21 protein-coding genes are annotated in these 19,577 nt (G+C 35.8%); 6 read left to right on the top strand and 15 right to left on the bottom strand.

What is annotated here, in order from left to right:
- Positions 1-458: 458 nt before the first annotated feature.
- From MG290_RS05850 to MG290_RS05825, 6 genes are all read right to left on the bottom strand, one after another.
- Entirely contained in the window at positions 459-1,373 is a 915-nt protein-coding gene (locus tag MG290_RS05850; protein WP_264562913.1) for a DUF6892 domain-containing protein, read from the bottom strand.
- 811 nt (positions 1,374-2,184) lie between these two features.
- Positions 2,185-2,754 carry a hypothetical protein gene (locus MG290_RS05845; protein WP_264562912.1) on the bottom strand — a complete coding sequence of 190 codons (570 nt, stop codon included), beginning with the start codon at positions 2,752-2,754 and terminating at the stop codon, positions 2,185-2,187.
- 36 nt (positions 2,755-2,790) lie between these two features.
- Positions 2,791-3,096: a hypothetical protein gene (locus MG290_RS05840; protein ID WP_264562911.1), complete on the bottom strand. Its 306-nt coding sequence runs from the start codon at positions 3,094-3,096 to the stop codon at positions 2,791-2,793.
- 314 nt (positions 3,097-3,410) lie between these two features.
- Positions 3,411-3,908, bottom strand: a complete 498-nt coding sequence (locus tag MG290_RS05835) for a hypothetical protein (RefSeq protein WP_264562910.1) — start codon at positions 3,906-3,908, stop codon at positions 3,411-3,413.
- A 417-nt stretch (positions 3,909-4,325) separates the two neighbouring features.
- The gene (locus MG290_RS05830) at positions 4,326-4,634 is read right to left on the bottom strand and encodes a helix-turn-helix domain-containing protein (protein WP_264562909.1); all 309 of its coding nucleotides are present in this window, start codon (positions 4,632-4,634) and stop codon (positions 4,326-4,328) included.
- Positions 4,634-4,981: a type II toxin-antitoxin system RelE/ParE family toxin gene (locus MG290_RS05825; protein WP_264563184.1), complete on the bottom strand. Its 348-nt coding sequence runs from the start codon at positions 4,979-4,981 to the stop codon at positions 4,634-4,636. The genes MG290_RS05830 and MG290_RS05825 overlap by 1 nt, the downstream gene beginning before the upstream one ends.
- Positions 4,982-5,441: 460 nt before the next feature.
- Here MG290_RS05825 and xerA point away from each other — a divergent pair, with 460 nt between their 5' ends.
- Positions 5,442-6,509 (top strand): site-specific tyrosine recombinase/integron integrase, encoded by a 1,068-nt coding sequence (gene xerA / locus MG290_RS05820; protein ID WP_264562908.1) that lies wholly within the window; start codon positions 5,442-5,444, stop codon positions 6,507-6,509.
- A 13-nt stretch (positions 6,510-6,522) separates the two neighbouring features.
- On the opposite strand, the gene MG290_RS05815 is transcribed toward xerA, so the two are convergent.
- From MG290_RS05815 to MG290_RS05800, 4 genes are all read right to left on the bottom strand, one after another.
- Positions 6,523-7,440, bottom strand: a complete 918-nt coding sequence (locus MG290_RS05815; RefSeq protein ID WP_264562907.1) for an AEC family transporter — start codon at positions 7,438-7,440, stop codon at positions 6,523-6,525.
- 51 nt (positions 7,441-7,491) lie between these two features.
- Positions 7,492-8,808 carry a 30S ribosomal protein S12 methylthiotransferase RimO gene (rimO, locus tag MG290_RS05810; protein ID WP_264562906.1) on the bottom strand — a complete coding sequence of 439 codons (1,317 nt, stop codon included), beginning with the start codon at positions 8,806-8,808 and terminating at the stop codon, positions 7,492-7,494.
- 355 nt (positions 8,809-9,163) lie between these two features.
- Entirely contained in the window at positions 9,164-10,693 is a 1,530-nt protein-coding gene (locus MG290_RS05805) for an OmpP1/FadL family transporter (RefSeq protein WP_264562905.1), read from the bottom strand.
- 39 nt (positions 10,694-10,732) lie between these two features.
- Positions 10,733-11,653 carry a hypothetical protein gene (locus MG290_RS05800; RefSeq protein WP_264562904.1) on the bottom strand — a complete coding sequence of 307 codons (921 nt, stop codon included), beginning with the start codon at positions 11,651-11,653 and terminating at the stop codon, positions 10,733-10,735.
- 99 nt (positions 11,654-11,752) lie between these two features.
- Here MG290_RS05800 and proS point away from each other — a divergent pair, with 99 nt between their 5' ends.
- A complete protein-coding gene (gene proS / locus MG290_RS05795) occupies positions 11,753-13,231 on the top strand; it encodes a proline--tRNA ligase (protein WP_264562903.1) in 1,479 nt (492 codons plus the stop codon).
- A gap of 42 nt (positions 13,232-13,273) precedes the next feature.
- Here proS and MG290_RS05790 read toward each other — a convergent pair whose 3' ends face one another.
- The 4 genes from MG290_RS05790 to aroQ all read right to left on the bottom strand — a co-directional run bounded on the left by MG290_RS05790 (position 13,274) and on the right by aroQ (position 15,006).
- Positions 13,274-13,705: a DUF4870 domain-containing protein gene (locus MG290_RS05790; RefSeq protein WP_264562902.1), complete on the bottom strand. Its 432-nt coding sequence runs from the start codon at positions 13,703-13,705 to the stop codon at positions 13,274-13,276.
- Positions 13,702-14,121, bottom strand: coding sequence for a DUF2752 domain-containing protein (locus MG290_RS05785; protein WP_264562901.1), 420 nt, complete (start codon positions 14,119-14,121; stop codon positions 13,702-13,704). The genes MG290_RS05790 and MG290_RS05785 overlap by 4 nt, the downstream gene beginning before the upstream one ends.
- Positions 14,108-14,461 carry a TM2 domain-containing protein gene (locus MG290_RS05780; protein ID WP_257498697.1) on the bottom strand — a complete coding sequence of 118 codons (354 nt, stop codon included), beginning with the start codon at positions 14,459-14,461 and terminating at the stop codon, positions 14,108-14,110. Before MG290_RS05780 ends, MG290_RS05785 begins: the two co-directional genes overlap by 14 nt.
- A gap of 125 nt (positions 14,462-14,586) precedes the next feature.
- Positions 14,587-15,006, bottom strand: coding sequence for a type II 3-dehydroquinate dehydratase (gene aroQ / locus MG290_RS05775; protein WP_264562900.1), 420 nt, complete (start codon positions 15,004-15,006; stop codon positions 14,587-14,589).
- A gap of 207 nt (positions 15,007-15,213) precedes the next feature.
- Between aroQ and MG290_RS05770 the strand changes: the two genes are divergently transcribed.
- From MG290_RS05770 to xerD, 3 genes are all read left to right on the top strand, one after another.
- Positions 15,214-15,873, top strand: a complete 660-nt coding sequence (locus MG290_RS05770; protein WP_264562899.1) for a porin family protein — start codon at positions 15,214-15,216, stop codon at positions 15,871-15,873.
- A 97-nt stretch (positions 15,874-15,970) separates the two neighbouring features.
- Positions 15,971-16,774 (top strand): porin family protein, encoded by an 804-nt coding sequence (locus tag MG290_RS05765; protein ID WP_257498700.1) that lies wholly within the window; start codon positions 15,971-15,973, stop codon positions 16,772-16,774.
- Positions 16,775-16,840: 66 nt separating this feature from the next.
- Positions 16,841-17,728, top strand: coding sequence for a site-specific tyrosine recombinase XerD (gene xerD / locus MG290_RS05760; RefSeq protein WP_264562898.1), 888 nt, complete (start codon positions 16,841-16,843; stop codon positions 17,726-17,728).
- Positions 17,729-17,737: 9 nt separating this feature from the next.
- Here the strand turns inward: xerD and MG290_RS05755 are convergent, their stop codons facing one another.
- Positions 17,738-18,199 (bottom strand): Lrp/AsnC family transcriptional regulator, encoded by a 462-nt coding sequence (locus MG290_RS05755; protein ID WP_264562897.1) that lies wholly within the window; start codon positions 18,197-18,199, stop codon positions 17,738-17,740.
- A 150-nt stretch (positions 18,200-18,349) separates the two neighbouring features.
- Here MG290_RS05755 and MG290_RS05750 point away from each other — a divergent pair, with 150 nt between their 5' ends.
- Entirely contained in the window at positions 18,350-19,546 is a 1,197-nt protein-coding gene (locus tag MG290_RS05750) for an aminotransferase class I/II-fold pyridoxal phosphate-dependent enzyme (RefSeq protein ID WP_264562896.1), read from the top strand.
- Positions 19,547-19,577 lie beyond the last annotated feature (31 nt).

Here is a 19,577-nt window from a genome sequence, read left to right as displayed (position 1 = left end):
TTCCGCTGAGTTTTTTTTCAGTTTCTGAATTCCGAATTATAATTTTCCGTCCGTTTTCGGTAAATAATTCAATTAATTTTCAGTTGTCGTTTTGATGCGAAATTGTAGCTAACGGGGCGGCGGCTTTGCGAAGTTCTTTTTCCGAGCTTGCTCGGGGAAAGGATTTAGCAAAACCGCATGATGTGCGAAGTTCGCGAAGCGACAAGCGCATCGTGCGGTGCAGGCGTCGCCCCGATGTAGCGAAAGGAGCGTAAGCGGATTTCGCTACATCGGTCTCGGCTATACGTAGTGCGGGATTTGAATGCTGAAAGTTTCAAATCGGCACGGAGTAGAGCGTAGCCGTTGAATATTTTAAATTTTCAATAAATATACAAAAGGCGAAGCGAAATACAAGACGAAAATTTCAAATTTTGCACTTAAACCCGCATTATGTATAGCCTTTGTTGTGTGCAGTTTTGTTATAGTGGTTTTGCATCAATTCCTTTTGATTTAAGTTCTTCAAAAATTTTTGGGTTGGTTCCAAATAAAGTCATTTTCTTTAAGTTAGGAAAGTGTTTGACGTCATCATAATTAGTAATGTTAAATTCATCGTCTTCGCCATCCCAAAATGGCGTAATGTTCATATAGATTTCGTTTCCTCCGTCTTGATATATTTCTGTGATTTCCTCTGCAAATTTTTTGTCAATTTCTAATGCTTTAAAATATTCTACAACTTCGGGAATTGGGTCATAACCATCTTCATCAATGTCAATCTCTCTTTTATCGTAAAACTCTGCAAATTCATAAACATCAAATTTTGGCTTTAAAAGCTCTTTATTGTACATGAGTTCTTCGATAATAGCCAATTTGAAATTAAAGTCATTAAACTCAATTTTTTCTCCCGATATTTTATGAAGTTTATATTTGTTTTTGTCCTTAATTTCTTTGTAGGAATAGTTTTTCATAAGTGAATAACAATATATGTCATTATTCTCATCACCTTTATATCTTAATTTTCCAAACTGATATTTGTTTACTTTTGTCCATTGCTCCTCTATACTTTCAGAGGCTTTTCCATTTACTAAAATTACTCCTTTAAACAAATCTTTGGGTAGATGTTTTAAATTATTTTCTGGTTTGATTAAGAAGCGTAGGTCGAGAATATTGCTTAAACCTCCGTTAGTACAAACGCCTAGATTGTCCCAAATTATTCTCCAATCATTATCTTCGTGATATTGACGAGTTGGCTCTCCGAAAATTTCAGAAAGTTTTGATATTGATGTGGGAAATGAAATTTCAATTTCATTAATGAAAATTCCATTATCATTTAATTCAATTTTCCAGGTAGGTGCTTCACTTTTTTTAGCACTAAAGAGTTTGTCAAATATTCCCATTTTTCTGTGTTTTATTTTTGGTGCGGGATTTCGGTAAAATTGCACACAACGGTCTGGGCTATACGTAGTGCGGGATTTGAAAGCTGAAAGTTTCAAATCGGCACGAAGTAGAGCGTAGCCGTTGAATATTTTAAATTTTCAATAAATATACAAAAGGCGAAGCGAAAAACAAGACGAAAATTTAAAATTACACACTTAACCCCGCATTATGTATAGCCTTTGTTGGCTGCAGTTTTGTGTTTTGCGTGCTTTTCGGTTAGTTTTTGTGCGATTTTCGTGATAAAATCACATAAAATTTAGATTTCATTGCTAAATTCATTTTTCGTTGAATTTTTTCCGCTGTTTTTTAAATTCTATTTGTTTTAGATTTAGTTTTTTTCGACTTAATTTTTTCGAGCGATTTTATTAATTCTTCAGCTCTGGACAGTCAAATTCCGTTTAGTAATTTCACGTTTTTTCCGCAATTTTCGTTTGCGACAAATTTCCACAATTATATTTTTAGTTTAGTTCCGCTGAGTTTTTTTTCAGTTTCTGAATTCCGCATTATAATTTTCCGTCCGTTTCGGTAAATAATTCAATTAATTTTCAATTGTCGTTTTGATGCGAAATTGTAGCCAACGGTTACGTATAAACGCAGTAGCGGAGTAGAGAAGTCAAAACTTTCAACTTTACACAAACATAAGCTACTTGCATATTTATTTGCTAAATTTACAAAAAGGAAATTAATTTGCAAGTAGCGACAAAGGAAATAGAAACTTTGATTTTAGCACCTAACCCGCTATTGCGGTTATACATTGTTGCCCACAGTTTTTTATTCAGTCATCCAATTTACTAAATCTTTTTCATTTACTATCGACCAAGAATGTGGATGTCTTTCTCCATTTGCTCGATAGCCTTGATTTTCTGTTTTTATAAGTTCAATATTATCTTTTCCAAACTCGACTTTTAATTGATCTGATAATTTTTGAATGTAAAAAGCATTTAAATCTTTATAATCGTTTTTTGCGTGTTCATCCCACCATTTTAAATCAGGTTCTGTATAAAATCTGATTTTTAGATTTTTCAATCCTCTCAAGTTCTCAATATATTGGGTTTCTAAAGTGAAAGGCGAGTTCAGTTCGTAATTGTTGATTCCGTTTTCTGGATTTCCAAACTCATTATCTAACATTTCTTTAATCCACTTTGATTCCGCAACCGATGGTTTTGAAAAATTGAGCTTTAAATTTTTTTCTGCTGTTCTGTAAAGTCCCAAAAGGTCAATTGGCGAATCCACAATAAAAACGCCTTTTGGTTGAATTTGGCTTTTGTTATTCACAAGATAATCAGAGATTGTTAAACTCACATTTCCTCCGCTCGAAAATCCACCAACAAATATGTTCATTTTTGGTAAGTTATGTTCATTAACAATTTTCGTTAGTTATTCAGCCAATTCTTGTTTTTCTTTTGGTTTAAGGTATAAGAGTTCGTTTAAGTTCATTGCCAAAACTGAAAAGCCATTATTAACGCTAATTTCTGAAATCTTAAATTCGTTTAATGTGTTTTTAGCGTCGCAAAGGAAGCAGGGAAATAAAATCAACAGTCCTTTTTGATTTTCAGCTTTGATTAATTCAAATTCCGATGTTGTAATAATTTCGGCCGTATATTTTTCAGTCGAGTTAGTTTTCTCGGTTTCTCCTTTGCAAGAAATTGTAATTAAAGCTAAAATTATAATTAATTTCTGCATTTTTTTCAAATTGTGGGCAACGGGGCGGCGGCTTTGCGAAGTTCTTTTTCCGAGCTTGCTCGGGGAAAGGATTTAGCAAAACCGCATGATGTGCGAAGTTCGCGAAGCGACAAGCGCATCGTGCGGTGCAGGCGTCGCCCCGATGTAGCGAAAGGAGCGTAAGCGGATTTCGCTACATCGGTTTGCAGCTACCCGAAGGTGGCGATTTCGAAGCACTTCACTGTCAACCAAGCAGAAATTTTGATAGAAGTACAAAGCTTGATTTAACCAATGAACAGCCACTTTTGGGTAGGTGTTGTTACCTGCTGTTTTTCTCATTTCAGTCTGATTATCCCGTTGTCCATTAGTTCTTTATTGTCTTCACTCCAACTATATGTCCGTATTAGTTTGAGTTTTGAAATTTGTAAACTGTCTGTAAGTTTTAAATTCTTCGAAGAACCCTTAAATACGTCATATTGTAATGGTATTTCTGCCCACTCTAATGTGTAATGGTAACTATCTAAAATGTTGTTGTCGCTGTCAGTTTTGATGATTAAAATGTCGTGAAAGTCCTTAATAATTGGAGCTTCTCCAGAATTGTAACCTTCTCCCTTAAATGTCGCTAAAAATTGATAATAATTGAATTCTCCACGTACTGGTTCAAAAACGGTAATTATGTTTCGGATATTCAAGGTGTCCATTTTATGACCGTCAATGCCGTTAAGTTTCGAATAGTTGAAGTCAGAATTTGTTGTCTGCTTTTTTAATTTGTAAATCTTAGTTTCATTGAGTTCTGTCGCCTTATCCTTTTCATTGGTTTCAAAAACTGTCACTATGTTTTGAGAGTTACACGAGTTCAGTCCGATTGTTATAAAAAGTGTCAGTATTGTCCTTGTTATAAATTCCATACTTAATCTCAGTTAGTTCGTTGTCGTTCTATAATAGCAGGTAACGGGGCGGCGGCTTTGCGAAGTTCTTTTTCCGAGCTTGCTCGGGGAAAGGATTTAGCAAAACCGCATGATGTGCGAAGTTCGCGAAGCGACAAGCGCATCGTGCGGTGCAGGCGTCGCCCCGATGTAGCGAAAGGAGCGTAAGCGGATTTCGCTACATCGGTTGGGTATTGCCGAAGGCGGGGGATTTTGTGTCCCAACTTCAAGGGAAATACCATAATTCAAATATAGTAAAAAACTTCAAAGGAATACTTTCAGCCCCGCTTTTGGCAATACCTTGTTGTGCGTTCGGCATAGTTTTTAGTAAGCTAATTTTTTGTTATTTAGTTCGACATTGAAGTTCACTTTTGCTCCCAAAGCTTCAAAAACTTTCAAAATTGTTGTAAATCTTGCATCAGTTGTACTATTTTCGATTTTTGAGATTTGAGCTTTTTTCACGCCCACCAATTCGCCCAATTCTTCTTGTGTCAAGTTGCGTTCTTGTCGAGCCTGTTTTATCGCTTGTCCCAACAAGTCAAGACGAAGTTCGTTTTCAAACTCGTCACGCTTTTTTGTTCCTTTTTTTCCGATGAATTGGTCGGTCAAATCTTCTAAACTATATGTCTTCATTATTTTTTATTTTTTTCGTTAAAATACTTTTCTCTTAATTTCTCTGCTCGTTCAATCTCACTTTTCGGAATTTTGTCCGTTTTCTTAATCAGTCTGTGAGTTGATATTACAACTGTATCATTTTTGTTGGTTTTGTCCCAAAATGCAAAAAGTCGATAATAGGCTTTGTTGTATTTTGTTCTGAATTCCCAAATTTCGTCTTGCAATTTCTTAAAAAGGTCTTTGTCGTTTACACTTCGAGCTTTCCAAACATTGTAAACAACTTTGTTTCTTGTTTTTTCGTCCAAACTATCCAAAAATTCTTTCGCTTCTTCTAAAAATTCAACCCGAAATTTGTATTCATCCAGTCAATATCATTTTTAAGCAAAGATAAAAGTTTCTTATTTAGGAAACAAGTGTTTTCAGTAAAAATTCACTCTTAAGTCAATATTTTGTCGAAGCTGATTTTTGTGCGATTGTTCGGAAATGCTGACGCACAACGGGGCGGCGGCTTTGCGAAGTTCTTTTTCCGAGCTTGCTCGGGGAAAGGATTTAGCAAAACCGCATGATGTGCGAAGTTCGCGAAGCGACAAGCGCATCGTGCGGTGCAGGCGTCGCCCCGATGTAGCGAAAGGAGCGTAAGCGGATTTCGCTACATCACAAATATATACGAAATTAAATTAAAAATCCATGTAAAACAAAAAATATATAATAAATACAATATAAAGCATAGTTTTTCAGATACTTACAAAAAGTTTTCAGTTGCGCAATAAATCTATATCCCAAAAAAAACTTATATTTGTTATTAGAATATATCACAATTACGCAATGGAACTACATCAATACAAATACGATTTTGCAGTACACAGAGCAAAAAACGTCATCCTTATAAGTTTTCCGTATTCTGATTCTCTCAAGTCAAAACTGAAAAATAAGTTTCCGTCTGCCAAATGGAGTGCTACAAAAAAAGCTTGGTATCTACCCGATTTTCCTAGTATCAGAGAGCAATTGGGCTTGCATAAAAAAAATAATTATGCAAACTATTTCCAAAAAACACACCCAAACAACCACCAAGCACTTACCTTGTTTTTAGAACAGTTAGAGCTAAAAGCATACAGCAGCAACACCATCAAGGCATATTTGAACGAGTTTGCGCATTTATTATCAACGATAAAACAACATAACGTGGATGACTTGTCGCCAGATCAGCTCAAATCATATTTTTTATATTGTCTCAAAAAAGAACAGACAAAAGAGCGTAAAATGAATGGCAAAATCAACGCAATTAAATTTTATTTTGAACAAGTTTTGCATCGACCAAAAATGTTTTTTGATATTCCGCGGCCCAAAAAACCTCAAACGCTTCCCAAACATCTGTCTAAACCCGAGATCAAACGTATTTTTAATAGCGTCAAAAACCCAAAACATTTGCTGATTCTCAAAATGGTTTACGGCATGGGATTGAGGCTAAGCGAAGTGGTTAACCTAAAAATTGAAGACATTAATAGCGACGATATGCTGGTGCGCATCGAAGGAGCAAAAGGTAAAAAAGACCGTGTGGTAAACCTCCCAAACAGCGTATTGCAAGAGATGCGCGCATATTACAAAGAATTTCAGCCCAAACATTATTTATTTAACGGCCAATACGGCGGACGGTATTCTGACCGTAGCGTGCAAAATATTTTTAAAACAGCCATGAAAAATGCAGGTATTCACAAGCGAATAGGCGTGCATGGTTTGCGACACAGCTATGCCACTCATTTGCTAGAAAGTGGTGCCGATTTGCGTTATATTCAAGAGCTTTTGGGACATTACAACATCAAAACTACACAAATTTATACTCACGTTTCGCATTTTTCAAAAAGCAAAATCAAAAGTCCGTTAGACGATTTATAAAATCATTTGCCAATCACCCCAACAAGTGGGCAACAATAAAATACCAACCGGCAATAGTAACAAACGATAGCGGTATGCCATAGCCCACCATCATATTGCTTAATTCGGGTTTTAGTCCATAAGTTGATGCCAAAATAGCGCCGGTGATCATTGGTGCCATGGCTGCTTCAATGATGCATACTTTGGTGGCTAAATCGGTTTTTCCTAATACAAAATAAAATAGGGTGAGTATTACAAATGGCAGTACAACAAGTTGGAAAAAAAGTCCTAGCAATAGAAACTTAAAATGTTTGCCATAGGTTTTAAATTTTAATTGATAGCCTACCGAAATCAATGCTATGGGAGATATTGTGGCTGCCAATTGTTTAAAAGTAGTGCTTAAGGCTTCAGGAAAATCAATTTGCAGTAAAACCATTATCAATCCAACTAAAAAGGCCAACAAAGGCGGAAAAGTGAACATTTTTTTTAGGATAGATGCCTCGGCTTTTTTTTGATTGGAATACAGCGTTGCTACCAACACACCCACGGTTGAAAGTACTACAAATGTACCTGGAAGATCTACAATGATTAAGGTGTTTAAACCTTCTTCGCCATACAACGCCTGAATGATCGGAATGCCTACAAATGAGGTGTTTCCCAAACCAGATGTTATGATTAAGCAGCCCGTTAGCTTTTTTGACCATTTATAAATCGATCCTAAAAAATGGAACAATACAAATGATAACCCAAAGGCAATCCAAGCGACCGATGCTGGCAAAAGCAAATCCCAGCTTAATTGTATTTTGGGTAAATAATGCAAGGCCATGGCGGGCAATGCCACATACAAAATATACTGGTTTAGCACCGTGGCGGTGTTTGTAGGGAAATTTTTTACTCTTTGTAGGGCGATACCAATAAACAAGCAAAGAAATAGTAAAAGAATACTAGACATATTTTATAATCAATAAAAAACCGAAAGTTTTTTAGTCTTTCGGTTTGATTTTTAATTAGTTACCGGTGTGCCGTATAAATCAAATTCGGTGGCATCATAAATTTCTATATTCGCAAATTCGCCTACTTTCAAATAATGCTTTGTAGCGTCAATCAAAACTTCATTATCCACATCGGGCGAATCGAATTCGGTTCTTCCAACAAAATTATTTCCTTCTTTTCGATCGATGATGCAGCGAAATGTTTTTCCAATTTTTTCTTGATTCAATTCCCATGAAATTTGAGCCTGAATATCCATGATTTCATTGGCACGGTTTTGTTTTACATCCGCAGGCACATCGTCTTCTAACAAATAAGCGTGCGTGTTTTCTTCGTGTGAATAGGTAAAACATCCTAAACGTTCAAAGCGCATTTCTTGTACCCAATTTTTAAGGATTTCAAAGTCTTCTTCGGTTTCACCTGGATAGCCCACAATCAAAGTGGTGCGAATGGTGATGCCGGGAACGGCTGCTCTAAAATCTTTTAAAAGCTGTGTGGTTTTTGCATAAGTGGTGCCACGGCGCATTGATTTTAAAACATTGTCGGCAATGTGTTGCAACGGAATATCGATATAATTACAAATTTTTGGCTCGCGTTTCATTAAATCCAACACATCCATTGGAAAACCAGTTGGGAAAGCATAATGCAAACGAATCCATTCAATACCTTCTACTTTTACCAAGTTTTCAAGCAATTCTGCTAAATTGCGTTTTTTGTAAAGATCCAATCCGTAATACGTTAAATCTTGTGCGATTAAAATCAACTCTTTAACGCCGTCTTTTGCCAAATTTTCGGCTTCTTTTACCAATTTTTCAATGGGTTGCGATGCATGTTTACCGCGCATTAAAGGAATTGCACAAAATGAACACGGACGATCGCATCCTTCTGAAATTTTTAAATAGGCGTAATTTTTTGGTGTGGTGGTCAGTCGTTCGCCCAATAATTCGTGTTTGTAATCAGCTCCTAAGGCTTTTAGCAGCAAGGGCAAATCGGTCGTCCCAAAATATTGATCCACATCAGGAATTTCTGCTTCTAAATCGGGTTTGTAACGTTCAGATAAACATCCGGTTACAAAAATTTTATCAACCAAACCTTGTTCTTTTCTGTCCACATAATCTAAAATCGTATTTACAGATTCTTCTTTTGCATTATTAATAAAACCACAAGTGTTGATTACCACAATATTTGCCTCATTATTAGCAGCTTCGTGGGTAACGTCTTTTCCGCTTGCTTTCAATTGCCCCATTAAAACTTCACTATCGTAAACGTTTTTAGAACAGCCAAGGGTCACTACGTTGATTTTATTTTTCTTTAAAGATTTAGTTCTCATAAAATTAAAATTCAGGGTGCAAAATTACGATTTTAATTGGTAAAAATGCGTTAAAATATTTTATTCTACCTCTATATCTATTCTAGAATTACTACAAATTGATGCATTTTCAACAATCTTCTCAATAAATTTTAAAAGCGATACCACATTATTGTATTTGATGTAGGCAAGATGAGTGAAATCTTAATTATTGGTAAACATAACGCTTAAAATTATATGAATGTGTCTTTCGTAAACCAATAATTGTCTGTATATAAATATTTTAGCGTGTTTAATTATGTTTCAGAGATTTTATAACACCACAAAAAAAGCCCTTACTTTGAAGGTAAGGGCTAGTCTATTTATGTTATTTTACTTAAAAACTTGCGGTGTAACTCAAACTGATGTTATGGTTTTTAGATTGAATATTTGCCAAACCGTTGGTGCCCGAGCTAATCATTCGTTGCTGCGCATCTTGCTGCCAGAACTGATAACCCAAATCAATACGCGATGCTCCAAAACTGTAACCAATACCGCCACTATAGCTTGTTAAATCGTCCATAATGGTTTTGTTTTTATACGGGCTGCTTGCAAATCGGTATCCTGCACGAAGACTTACACGGTCTAATCGATACTCGCCACCAATTCTAAATTCATTGGTAGCTTGCAAATTGTTTCTGTAAAAATCGTTGGTAAGATCATAGTTGGCATCATCTGCGCTGTATTCTATGGTACTGTAATCTTTACGGATGTAATCCATGCTCAATAAACCTTTTGTTCCAAACACATACGCTAAACTTCCTGTAAACGCTCCTGGGTTTTTCACTGAATATTTGTTGTAAAGTGTTGTAATAGCAGGGTCTATATTGTATAATTGAAAACTACCTCCTGTAGCAATACTTGTTTGCAAACTCTGAGAAAATTCGTCTTGCAAGCGCATCCAAGTAGGTGATTGATACGAAGCTCCAATTCTAAAGGCTTCGGTTGCTTTGTAAATTCCTCCTATATTAAAAGAGAATCCCGAACCGTAAGTATATACGTCATTTCTAAACAACAATTCTTTATAACCATCGGTTATTGCTGCACGGTTTTCTTCATAAATGGCAGAAGAAGTAAGATAATCAACGAAATGAAGGTTTAAATTGGCTCCCACATATAATTTTTTGTCGATATCAAAAGCCACATTAGCTGTTAACTGATTGTTGAAACCAGTGGTAAAAGTTTCGTTTTCTTGATAAAAACTGCTTCCGGCACCATTCAAGGTATATCCCGTACCTGTGTCGTTGATCAAATATCCTTGGTAAGCCAGCATAGCTTGCTGAGCAGAAAAACCATTAGGAATGGTGTTTAGGTAATCATACAAATCGGTAATCGATTCATTTTCCATTGTTTGCACCAAATCTAAAGGCACGCTTCCGCCGTTAAATCCGTTGTTGGCGTGGTCTAAAAAGTAATTGGTAACCGATTGATTGGTTATTCCGCTCGAAAACGTACGGTCGTTAAATCGTGCGTTGGAATGATATCCCAAACCAATAGTTACTTTTTTTAATGCTTTTTCTTGATTTTTAGAATCGATTACAAAAACAGCACCAAAATTTGATAAATTCAAGTCGTTTTCTTTTGCCTTTGATGAATTGCCGTTGAAGATAGATTCGTTTCTTTGTAATTGCAAATTGCCTGTAAAACTAAAATTATTGTAGTTGAACAAAGCCGTTCCCGCGGGGTTTATTTGCATGGTAGAAATATCGCCACCCAATGCACCAAAAGCACCACCCATGGCATTGTATCGTGCCGAACCATTTACTTGTTGCGTTCCAATTCGCACCGCATCATTCGGATTAAACTCTTGTGCTTGCGTTTGCATGATTCCACAAATGGCAAGCAATGGTAAATATATTTTTTTCATAGAGCTATTTGTCTTTATATTTCTTAAAATTAAAGGTTTTTATCTTCTTCCGCCACCAGAACGCATTCCGCCGCCCATGCTGCCACCGCCTCGTGAACCACCAAAACTTCCGCCTGAATTCATTCGAGAGTTGCTAGAAGGTGTATAAACCGGACGCGTACTTCTTTGCATGCGATTGGTTTCTATGCGGTTGGATCTATTAGTACGGGTGTTAAAATTGTTGTTGGTGTTGCGAGATCTATCGAAGCTGTTTCGGTTGCTTTGGAATCTTTCTTGCGATACCGCCATTCGGGTAGCTCTAGAGTTTTCACGGGCAAAGGTGGTAGATCTACCAAAACTATTTCTGTTTGATAAACTACTACTTCGCAAACCACGAGCGTTTGTGGTCGCCATGCGGTTGTTATAAGCCCATTGGCGCGAAGTTAAAGCTCTGTAGGAATTGCTTCTCGAAATATTTCTAAAGCCAACTCCAGGATAGCCCCAACCCCAGTAAGGATTACCCCAGCCCCAATTGTTCCAGCCCCAAGCACCGCCCCAACCAAAGCCCATTCCCATGCCCCAGCCAAAGCCCCAGTTGTTCCAACCCCAAAATGGACTGCCCCAACCCCAATTGTTCCAGCCCCAATAAGGATTACCCCAACCCCAATTGTCAAAATTATAAACAATTTGGGTATCAGTGGTAGCATCGCCCCAGCCGCCGTTTGGTTGATTGTAATTTGAGGAATAATTGTCAACATCGGTAAAAAATGCTTCGTTATCTTCCGTTTTTTCTTTGAAATACTCTGCGTAGTATTTACCTTTTTCATGTGTATCTTCCACAACAATTTTGCTGTTGTTGTAAATTCCATCCACATCATAAGGCTGTTGGCTTAAACTAGAACAGCTTGTAAGGGTTGCTCCTGCTGCTGCAAATAGGCAAAAGCCCAACACATTGAATCTTTTAATAGGTATATGTAGCATATTTAAAGTTTTTATTGTTGAACATTACAAATTTAAGTAGATTTGCACTTAATTATTTGTTAATTTTAATTTATCAAAATATATACCAAAATACAAAAAATGAGCAAGAATATAACTACTAGGGCAGAAGATTATTCAAAATGGTATAATGAATTGGTTGTGAAAGCCGATTTGGCCGAAAATTCGGGTGTTCGCGGATGTATGGTTATTAAACCTTACGGATACGCTATTTGGGAAAAACTTCAAGGCGAATTAGATACTCGTTTTAAAGAAACAGGTCACAGCAATGCATATTTTCCTTTGTTTGTTCCGAAGAGTTTATTCGAAGCTGAAGAGAAAAATGCCGAGGGTTTTGCAAAAGAATGCGCGATTGTTACGCATTATCGTTTAAAAAATGATCCAAACAACCCTGGGAAATTAATGGTGGATCCCGATGCAAAATTAGAGGAAGAATTAATAGTTCGCCCAACATCCGAAGCAATTATTTGGAGCACTTATAAAGGTTGGATACAATCTTATCGCGACCTTCCGATACTTATCAACCAATGGGCAAATGTGGTGCGATGGGAAATGCGTACCCGTTTGTTTTTAAGAACTGCTGAATTTTTATGGCAAGAAGGTCACACGGCTCACGCCACTAAAGAAGAAGCTTTGGTTGAAGCAAAACAAATGCAGGATGTGTATGTGGATGTGGTTGAAAATGTCATGGGAATACCGGTTATTAAAGGTTACAAAACCGAAACCGAGCGTTTTGCAGGTGCCGATGAAACCTATACCATTGAAGCTTTAATGCAAGACGGAAAAGCGTTGCAGGCAGGTACTTCGCATTTTTTAGGTCAGAATTTTGCCAAAGCGTTCGATGTGAAATTTACCAATAAAGAAGGCAAACAAGATTATGTTTGGGCTACTTCGTGGGGGGTTTCCACGCGTTTAATGGGTGCGTTGATTATGACACATTCTGACGATAATGGTTTGGTGTTGCCTCCCAAATTAGCACCTATACAAGTGGTGATTGTTCCTATTCACAGAACCGAAGAGCAATTACAAGAAATTGGCAACAAAGCCGATGAATTGATTGCAGCATTTAAAAAGAAAGGGATTTCTGTGAAATACGATGACCGCGACACCCATAAACCAGGTTTTAAATTTGCGGAATGGGAATTGAAAGGAGTGCCGGTGCGCATTGCTATTGGTCCGAAAGATCTAGAAAACGGCACTTTTGAAGTAGCCCGAAGAGATACATTGACCAAAGAAATTGTTTCGGCTACAAATGCAGTAGATTATATCGAAAATTTATTGAATGAAATTCAAGAACATTTGTTTACAAAGGCATTGAATTTTAGAGAAACACATATCACTGAAGTGAATTCTTTTGATGAATTTAAAGAAGTTTTAAAAACAAAAGGCGGCTTTTTATTGGCACATTGGGACGGAACACCCGAAACCGAAGAGCGCATTAAAGAGTTAACCAAAGCAACCATTCGCTGCATCCCGATGGATCAAAAAACGGAAGAAGGTGTTTGTGTACTTACAGGCAAGCCTTCAAAAGGCAGAGTGTTGTTTGCAAAAGCCTACTAATAAAGTGAAACTCCCAAAAAAAGCTAATTTTGGGAGTTTTTTTTATGGTTTACAAAGGCGGTGGGTTAATTTATTGTAGCCCCACCATTCGATATGAATTCCTTTGCGTGTTTCAATTGCTGTGTAAATCGTAGCTATAAATTCTATAATGTTAAAAATGATTACCACAGAAAGGTACACAAAATATATCGTATTCACGCCGGATTTGTTCAAAATCAAGGCAATAGTCCACCAAAAACATATATTGTTAAAAACAAATACAATTAATTGTGAAAGTAATGCTTGTGTGCAATGCCAACGCACAAAATAAGTTCCTTTTCGATTGCTAAAATAAAACACTACGGTAGCAATTAAGTTAACAATGGGCAAGGGCAAGCCGGCCACCAAAGCCACTAACGACATTAAATAGCTATTCGATGCTTTTTCTGCTTCGTGTTCGCTGGGGGTATAAGAAAAACGCTTGTTTAAAATCATACATCTTTTATGATGTTCCAAATCCAATTTAAAAGAAGTAACAATACTGCTGTCCAAGCAATTTTAGGCTTTTGCAAGAATTGTTCTGTATCCTTATAAAATTTTAAGAAAGTATTTTTATTAAAGGATAAGTCAAACAACAACCAAATAGGTAGCACCAGCATAATTATTGCGATGATGATTCCCAACGGATTCAACAGCAATGCTTTCTGAATATCACCATTCATTAAAGCTATTACAGCTCGTGTTGATCCACACGAAGGGCAAGGAAAAGTTGTTATTCTTTTAATACTGCAAACTGTTACTTCCGCATGGGTATTTGAAACGGTTTTAATAGTGTAAAAAAGCCAAATATAGCCCGCAATGCAGGCTATGAGTAATAAAAAATAAAAGGTATTTTTTTTAATACGAGGCATTAAAGAATACTTGTTGCAATTTCTCCATGTTTTTTTCTCTGGTAGCACCCATGATTAAAAAGAAATCAATAATAGTCCAAACTCCAAAACCGCCACAAGTTAATAATTTACCAATACCCATTCCGGTATCTCCGATAATGAATCGGTCAATACCTAAACTTCCCCCTCCTACTAAAGAAATAATCAAGCTGGTTGTAGGGTCTTTAAATTGTTGCGTTTGAATGATTGACCATTGAGAATCGTCTAACTTTAAAAGTTCTTCTCTAATGTATCCTAATTGATGACTTTCAAAGAATTTTCCGTTGGTCATTAGGAACATATCCACTTTTTGTGCGTCCATTTGTATGTTTTTTCAGTGTCCTACTCGTATAGCTTTTCGGCATCGCTCCGTTTTTCATGGTTTCTGGCGTCCATAATCTCGTTGCAAAATTAAAAAATTATGTTAAAAAAAACAATTCTTTTTCACTAAAGGTTGATTAGGGATTGAAGCGCTAATTTATAGGATTGCAAGCCAAAACCACATATAACACCAACCGCTGTTTCAGAAATATAGGAATGATGTCTAAATGGTTCCCTGCTATAAATATTGCTTAAATGTACTTCAATAACAGGCGTTGAGATGGCACGAACAGCATCGGCTATAGCAATTGATGTGTGGGAATATGCACCTGCATTTAGAATAATGCCATCGTATGAAAAGCCAATCTCATGCAAGGTGTCAATTATAGATCCTTCGTGATTGCTTTGGAAGTAAATTAAATCAGCAGTTTGAAACTCGTTTTGTAATGATTTAAAAAAATCTTCAAAATTTATATTACCGTAGATTTCGGGCTCTCTTTTTCCTAATAAATTCAAATTAGGTCCATTAATAATGGCTATTTTCATGAATGGAGTTTTTAATTTTAGTAAAGATAACAAACTAGATTGTAAAAATTAAAAGGAAATAAATGAAAACACTTACAATATTATTATTACTCTATGAGTTGAATGAAACATGAATAAATCATTATCGAGTGATTAAAGTATTGTTAAATAAGTTGTCTGTGGGTATTGCGATTTGCTAAATTTGTACTATAAAAATAATTATTAGAAATGAAAAAGATTTTATTATCAGTAGCTGTATTGGCAACAAGTTTTGCAGCACAAGCACAAGAACGCACTTTTGGTTTTAACCAAGGAGATGTTTTATTAGAAGGAAGTTTACAAGCAAATTCAGAAGACAACAAGTTGGAAACAGTAAAAACTTCAGAATTTAATTTCACACCAAAAGCAGGTTATTTCATTAATGATAACTTTGCAGTAGGGTTAGGATTAAATTTTGGTTCTGCTAAGACTGAAAACTATTCAGATGTAGTAGCAGATAGAGTTACCCAAAAGGCTAACAACGTAGGTTTTGAGGTTTTCGGACGTTATTACTTCATGGATTTAAATAGATTTCAACCTTATGGTGAAGTGGGAATTGGCTATAATTCTTTAGGCGGAGAAATTTCGAGATATGATGAAGCAACTAGCACCACAATCACTAGAGATTTAGATAAAACAAACCGTTTTGGTGTGAATGCTACTTTAGGTATCAATTACTTTGTAACACCTAAAATTGCAGTAAATTTTGCACTGAGCAATGTTATAGGTTTTAATTCATCGAAAATGGATACGCCAAATGCTAAAGCTACAACCGATTTCTATGCTAATATAAATAACTTTAATAACTTTTTTGATACAGCAACCTTCGGTTTAACCTTTAAATTGTAATTTTTTTAAAGAAATTTAATAAAATTTTAAGAGCCTTTCATTTTTGAAAGGCTTTTTTTATATCTTTAAGGCTTAAAATATATTTAAAGCTGAACTAATGAAGAAAATAGTACTGTCAATCGCTTTTTTAGGGTTGTTAACAACGAATAGCTTTGCGCAACGCAATCATCGAAACTTAATAGAAACAGGAATTAAGATTGGTCCTAATATGTCACGCTTAACAGGTGGAAACACTCAAGAATTCAAGCCTGGATTGCAAATAGGAGGAACAGTTGAAATTCCCTTGTCTTTTTATAAAAAGTTTGCCGTTCAAGCCGAATTGCAATATGCAGTGCAAGGGTACAAAGGCGCTGAATATAATCAAATTGATATGTTAACCGGCGAAACTACTGAAACATTCAAGTTAGAAGATGTTACCATGCATTATATGTATTTGCCAATTACCTTTAAATACTACGCAAGTAAAAATTTCTCAGTAGAATTTGGTGGCCAAGTAGGTTATATGTTGCATGCGCAAGGTCAGTTTGATGCCAATAAATACAATACCGCTCGCTCGTATTTGTATTTAACAGATCCGCGTTATGCTGCCTCCTATTCGCAATTAGACCAAGCTTTGTTTGAAGCTGGTTACCGCAGTAAAGATCCAGATGATTTCTATGAAAGATTAGATTATGGTCTTACAGGCGGTTTTTCATACTACTTAGACAGCGGTGTATTCTTTAACTTCCGTTACTATATGGGATTACAAGATATTTATAAGATAGATAACGATTACCGAAAGTTTACAATTCCGGATGCAGGAGAAGAACTTCAGCGAGAAATTGATTATATCAACAATAATTTAAAATTTGCACCTTTAACAAACACTTCGGTTCAATTATCAGTTGGTTATAAGTTTTAAGCTTGCACCATACATCAGTATTTTAAATTACAAATATATTTAGCCACCGTAAAGGTGGCTTTTCCTATGAGTGATACTATTGCACAATATGCATATTATTTAAGATTAGAACGCGGTGTAGCAGAAAATACACTGGTGAACTATTTGTATGATTTAGAAAAGTTACAACACTTTTTGGGAAGCGATTGTGAAATAGCGTATGCTCAAGAACATAATATCAGAAGTTTTATTCATTTTATAGCCGATTTTTTAGCACCATCCACTCAAGCACGAATACTTTCGGCATTAAATCACTATTATAACTTTTTAATTTTACAGCAAAAAATTGATCAAAATCCGGTAGCCTTTATCGAATTGCCCAAACAATCAAGAAAATTGCCGGTGGTACTTACTGTTGACGAGATTGATCTACTGCAATCATTCATTAAAAAAGATACCCATGAAGGGGTGCGTAACGATGCAATTATTGAAGTGCTTTACAGTTGTGGGTTGCGCGTGTCTGAAGTTGTTCACTTAAAGCTTTCTGATCTTTTTTTTGATGAAGGATATATAAAAGTTTTAGGAAAGGGCGACAAACAACGTTTTGTACCCATTACCCAATCTGCTATGAAAAAGGTTCATTCCTATATAAATGAAATTCGTTTTCAATTAAAAATAAAAAAAGAAGCCGAAGACATTCTGTTTTTAAATAGAAGAGGAAGTCAGTTAACCCGTGCAATGATTTTTACGATTTTGAAAAATTTAGCAAAAATGGCTGGATTAAATAAAAACATAAGTCCACATACATTGAGGCATTCTTTTGCCACGCACTTGTTAGAAAACGGAGCTGATTTACGTTCAATACAAATGCTGCTGGGACACGAATCCATTACCACTACTGAAATTTATTTGCATTTAGACAGAAATAAATTAAAAGAAGAAATAGAAAAATTTCACCCTTGGAGCAATAAGTAATTGAAAACGCTATAAAATCTCATAGGTTTTTAAGTTCTTCACTTCTTTAATAACAAACATGCTGTGTGTGCTTTGCACCTCTTCCATCGTTGTGAGTTTAGAAAGCATAAACTCGCGATAAGCTTCCATATCTGCAACACCAATTTTTAAAATATAATCATACTCACCACTCACATGAAAACACTCTAAAACCTCAGGAATTTCATGTATTTTCTTTTCAAAGCGCAAAATGGCATCTTTTGAATGCGATTTAATTTTTATGTGAGAAATAGCCATAAAACTGCGATTGATTTTATCTTTATTCACAATTGCCACATAATCGGTAATAATTTGTTGCTTTTCTAACTTCTTAATGCGTTCATATACAGCGGTGGTAGAAAGTTGCAATTGGTCTGCAAGTTCTTTTGTGGTTTGCTTGCAATTTTTTTGTAACAATGCCACTAATTTTAAATCTGTATCGTCTAATTTCATATTATATTTTAAGTTATTTATCTTTATTATAGATTTTTATTCGGTAAAATCAAACTTTTTGATGATTAATTTTCTAATATACAATTTTTTATTTGGATAAACAAATAGGTGTTCCTACTTTTAAAACGCTAAATTAAAAAATACAAAAAAATGTTTAAACCAGCAGATAAAATTCAAGACTTACAATTTTTTGGAGAATTTGGCGGTGTGAATCCCTCAATTTCCGATTCTTCAACTTATACCTTCCTAGCCGCAAAAACAATGTTTGATACATTTGAAGGCAATACCGATGGTTGTTATTTGTACAGTCGGCACAGTTCGCCCTCTAATTTATATTTAAGCGAAGCTTTGGCACAATTAGAAAATACCGAAGCTGCCAACGTCACTGCATCGGGTATGGGTGCAATTACAGCAACGCTTATGCAATTGTGCAAAAGTGGCGATCATATTATTGCCAGCAGAACAATTTATGGCGGAACGTATGCTTTTTTAAAGAATTTTTTACCTGAATTTGGTGTAACAATCGATTTTGTTGATATTACTAATATCGATAAAATTCAGTCGTTGATAAGGCCAAATACCAAAGTAATTTATTTAGAAACCGTTAGCAATCCCTTGCTAGAAGTGGCGGATATTCCTGCAATTTCTAAAATTGGCAAACAGCGCAATATACAAGTGGTGGTAGATAATACCTTTTCACCACTAAGCGTAACTCCTGCCAATTTAGGAGCCGATATTGTAATTCACAGTTTAACCAAATATATAAACGGCAGCAGCGATACAGTAGGCGGCGTGGTTTGTGGCAGCGCTGAATTTATCAACAGCCTAAAGAATGTAAACAATGGTGCATGCATGTTGTTAGGTTCCACGATGGATAGTATGCGGTCGGCAAGTATTTTAAAAAATATGCGCACCCTACATTTACGAATGAAGCAACACAGTGCCAATGCGCTCTATTTGGCCAAAGCTTTTAATGAATTAGGGGTTAAAACGGTTTATCCAGGATTATCAACCCATCCATCTCATGAAATTTTTAAAAGTATGTACAATAGCGAGTTTGGTTTTGGTGGTATGTTGACAATCGATGTTGGTTCATTAGAAAATGCCAATGCAGTTATGGAATTAATGCAAGAACGAAACATTGGATATTTGGCCGTAAGCTTAGGATTTTACAAAACTCTATTCAGTGCACCTGGAACATCGACATCATCAGAAATTCCGGCCGATGAACAAAAAGAAATGGGCTTGTCTGATGGATTGATTCGCTTTTCTATCGGCTTAGATAATGACATCGCACGTACTTTTGAACTCATGAAAAGTTGCTTAGTTGACTTAAAAGTTATTTAATTGATTAAAATCGCCTTTTTAAAGGCGATTT

The organism is Flavobacterium sp. CBA20B-1, assembly GCF_028473145.1.
Classification (GTDB): domain Bacteria; phylum Bacteroidota; class Bacteroidia; order Flavobacteriales; family Flavobacteriaceae; genus Flavobacterium.
The sequence above is the reverse complement of the archived record's forward strand: the minus strand, read 5'-3'. Positions and strand labels throughout refer to the sequence as shown.

What these genes read in the sequence shown, in the direction of transcription:
- MG290_RS05750 (WP_264562896.1), top strand. Translation starts at nt 18,350, where the DNA reads ATGTTTAAACCAGCAGATAAAATTCAAGACTTACAATTTTTTGGAGAA.
- MG290_RS05850 (WP_264562913.1), bottom strand. Translation starts at nt 1,373, where the DNA reads ATGGGAATATTTGACAAACTCTTTAGTGCTAAAAAAAGTGAAGCACCT.
- MG290_RS05790 (WP_264562902.1), bottom strand. Translation starts at nt 13,705, where the DNA reads ATGATTTTAAACAAGCGTTTTTCTTATACCCCCAGCGAACACGAAGCA.
- MG290_RS05840 (WP_264562911.1), bottom strand. Translation starts at nt 3,096, where the DNA reads ATGCAGAAATTAATTATAATTTTAGCTTTAATTACAATTTCTTGCAAA.
- MG290_RS05780 (WP_257498697.1), bottom strand. Translation starts at nt 14,461, where the DNA reads ATGGACGCACAAAAAGTGGATATGTTCCTAATGACCAACGGAAAATTC.
- xerD (WP_264562898.1), top strand. Translation starts at nt 16,841, where the DNA reads ATGAGTGATACTATTGCACAATATGCATATTATTTAAGATTAGAACGC.
- MG290_RS05805 (WP_264562905.1), bottom strand. Translation starts at nt 10,693, where the DNA reads ATGAAAAAAATATATTTACCATTGCTTGCCATTTGTGGAATCATGCAA.
- MG290_RS05800 (WP_264562904.1), bottom strand. Translation starts at nt 11,653, where the DNA reads ATGCTACATATACCTATTAAAAGATTCAATGTGTTGGGCTTTTGCCTA.
- MG290_RS05765 (WP_257498700.1), top strand. Translation starts at nt 15,971, where the DNA reads ATGAAGAAAATAGTACTGTCAATCGCTTTTTTAGGGTTGTTAACAACG.
- MG290_RS05815 (WP_264562907.1), bottom strand. Translation starts at nt 7,440, where the DNA reads ATGTCTAGTATTCTTTTACTATTTCTTTGCTTGTTTATTGGTATCGCC.
- xerA (WP_264562908.1), top strand. Translation starts at nt 5,442, where the DNA reads ATGGAACTACATCAATACAAATACGATTTTGCAGTACACAGAGCAAAA.
- aroQ (WP_264562900.1), bottom strand. Translation starts at nt 15,006, where the DNA reads ATGAAAATAGCCATTATTAATGGACCTAATTTGAATTTATTAGGAAAA.
- MG290_RS05785 (WP_264562901.1), bottom strand. Translation starts at nt 14,121, where the DNA reads ATGCCTCGTATTAAAAAAAATACCTTTTATTTTTTATTACTCATAGCC.
- rimO (WP_264562906.1), bottom strand. Translation starts at nt 8,808, where the DNA reads ATGAGAACTAAATCTTTAAAGAAAAATAAAATCAACGTAGTGACCCTT.
- MG290_RS05755 (WP_264562897.1), bottom strand. Translation starts at nt 18,199, where the DNA reads ATGAAATTAGACGATACAGATTTAAAATTAGTGGCATTGTTACAAAAA.
- MG290_RS05770 (WP_264562899.1), top strand. Translation starts at nt 15,214, where the DNA reads ATGAAAAAGATTTTATTATCAGTAGCTGTATTGGCAACAAGTTTTGCA.
- MG290_RS05830 (WP_264562909.1), bottom strand. Translation starts at nt 4,634, where the DNA reads ATGAAGACATATAGTTTAGAAGATTTGACCGACCAATTCATCGGAAAA.
- MG290_RS05845 (WP_264562912.1), bottom strand. Translation starts at nt 2,754, where the DNA reads ATGAACATATTTGTTGGTGGATTTTCGAGCGGAGGAAATGTGAGTTTA.
- proS (WP_264562903.1), top strand. Translation starts at nt 11,753, where the DNA reads ATGAGCAAGAATATAACTACTAGGGCAGAAGATTATTCAAAATGGTAT.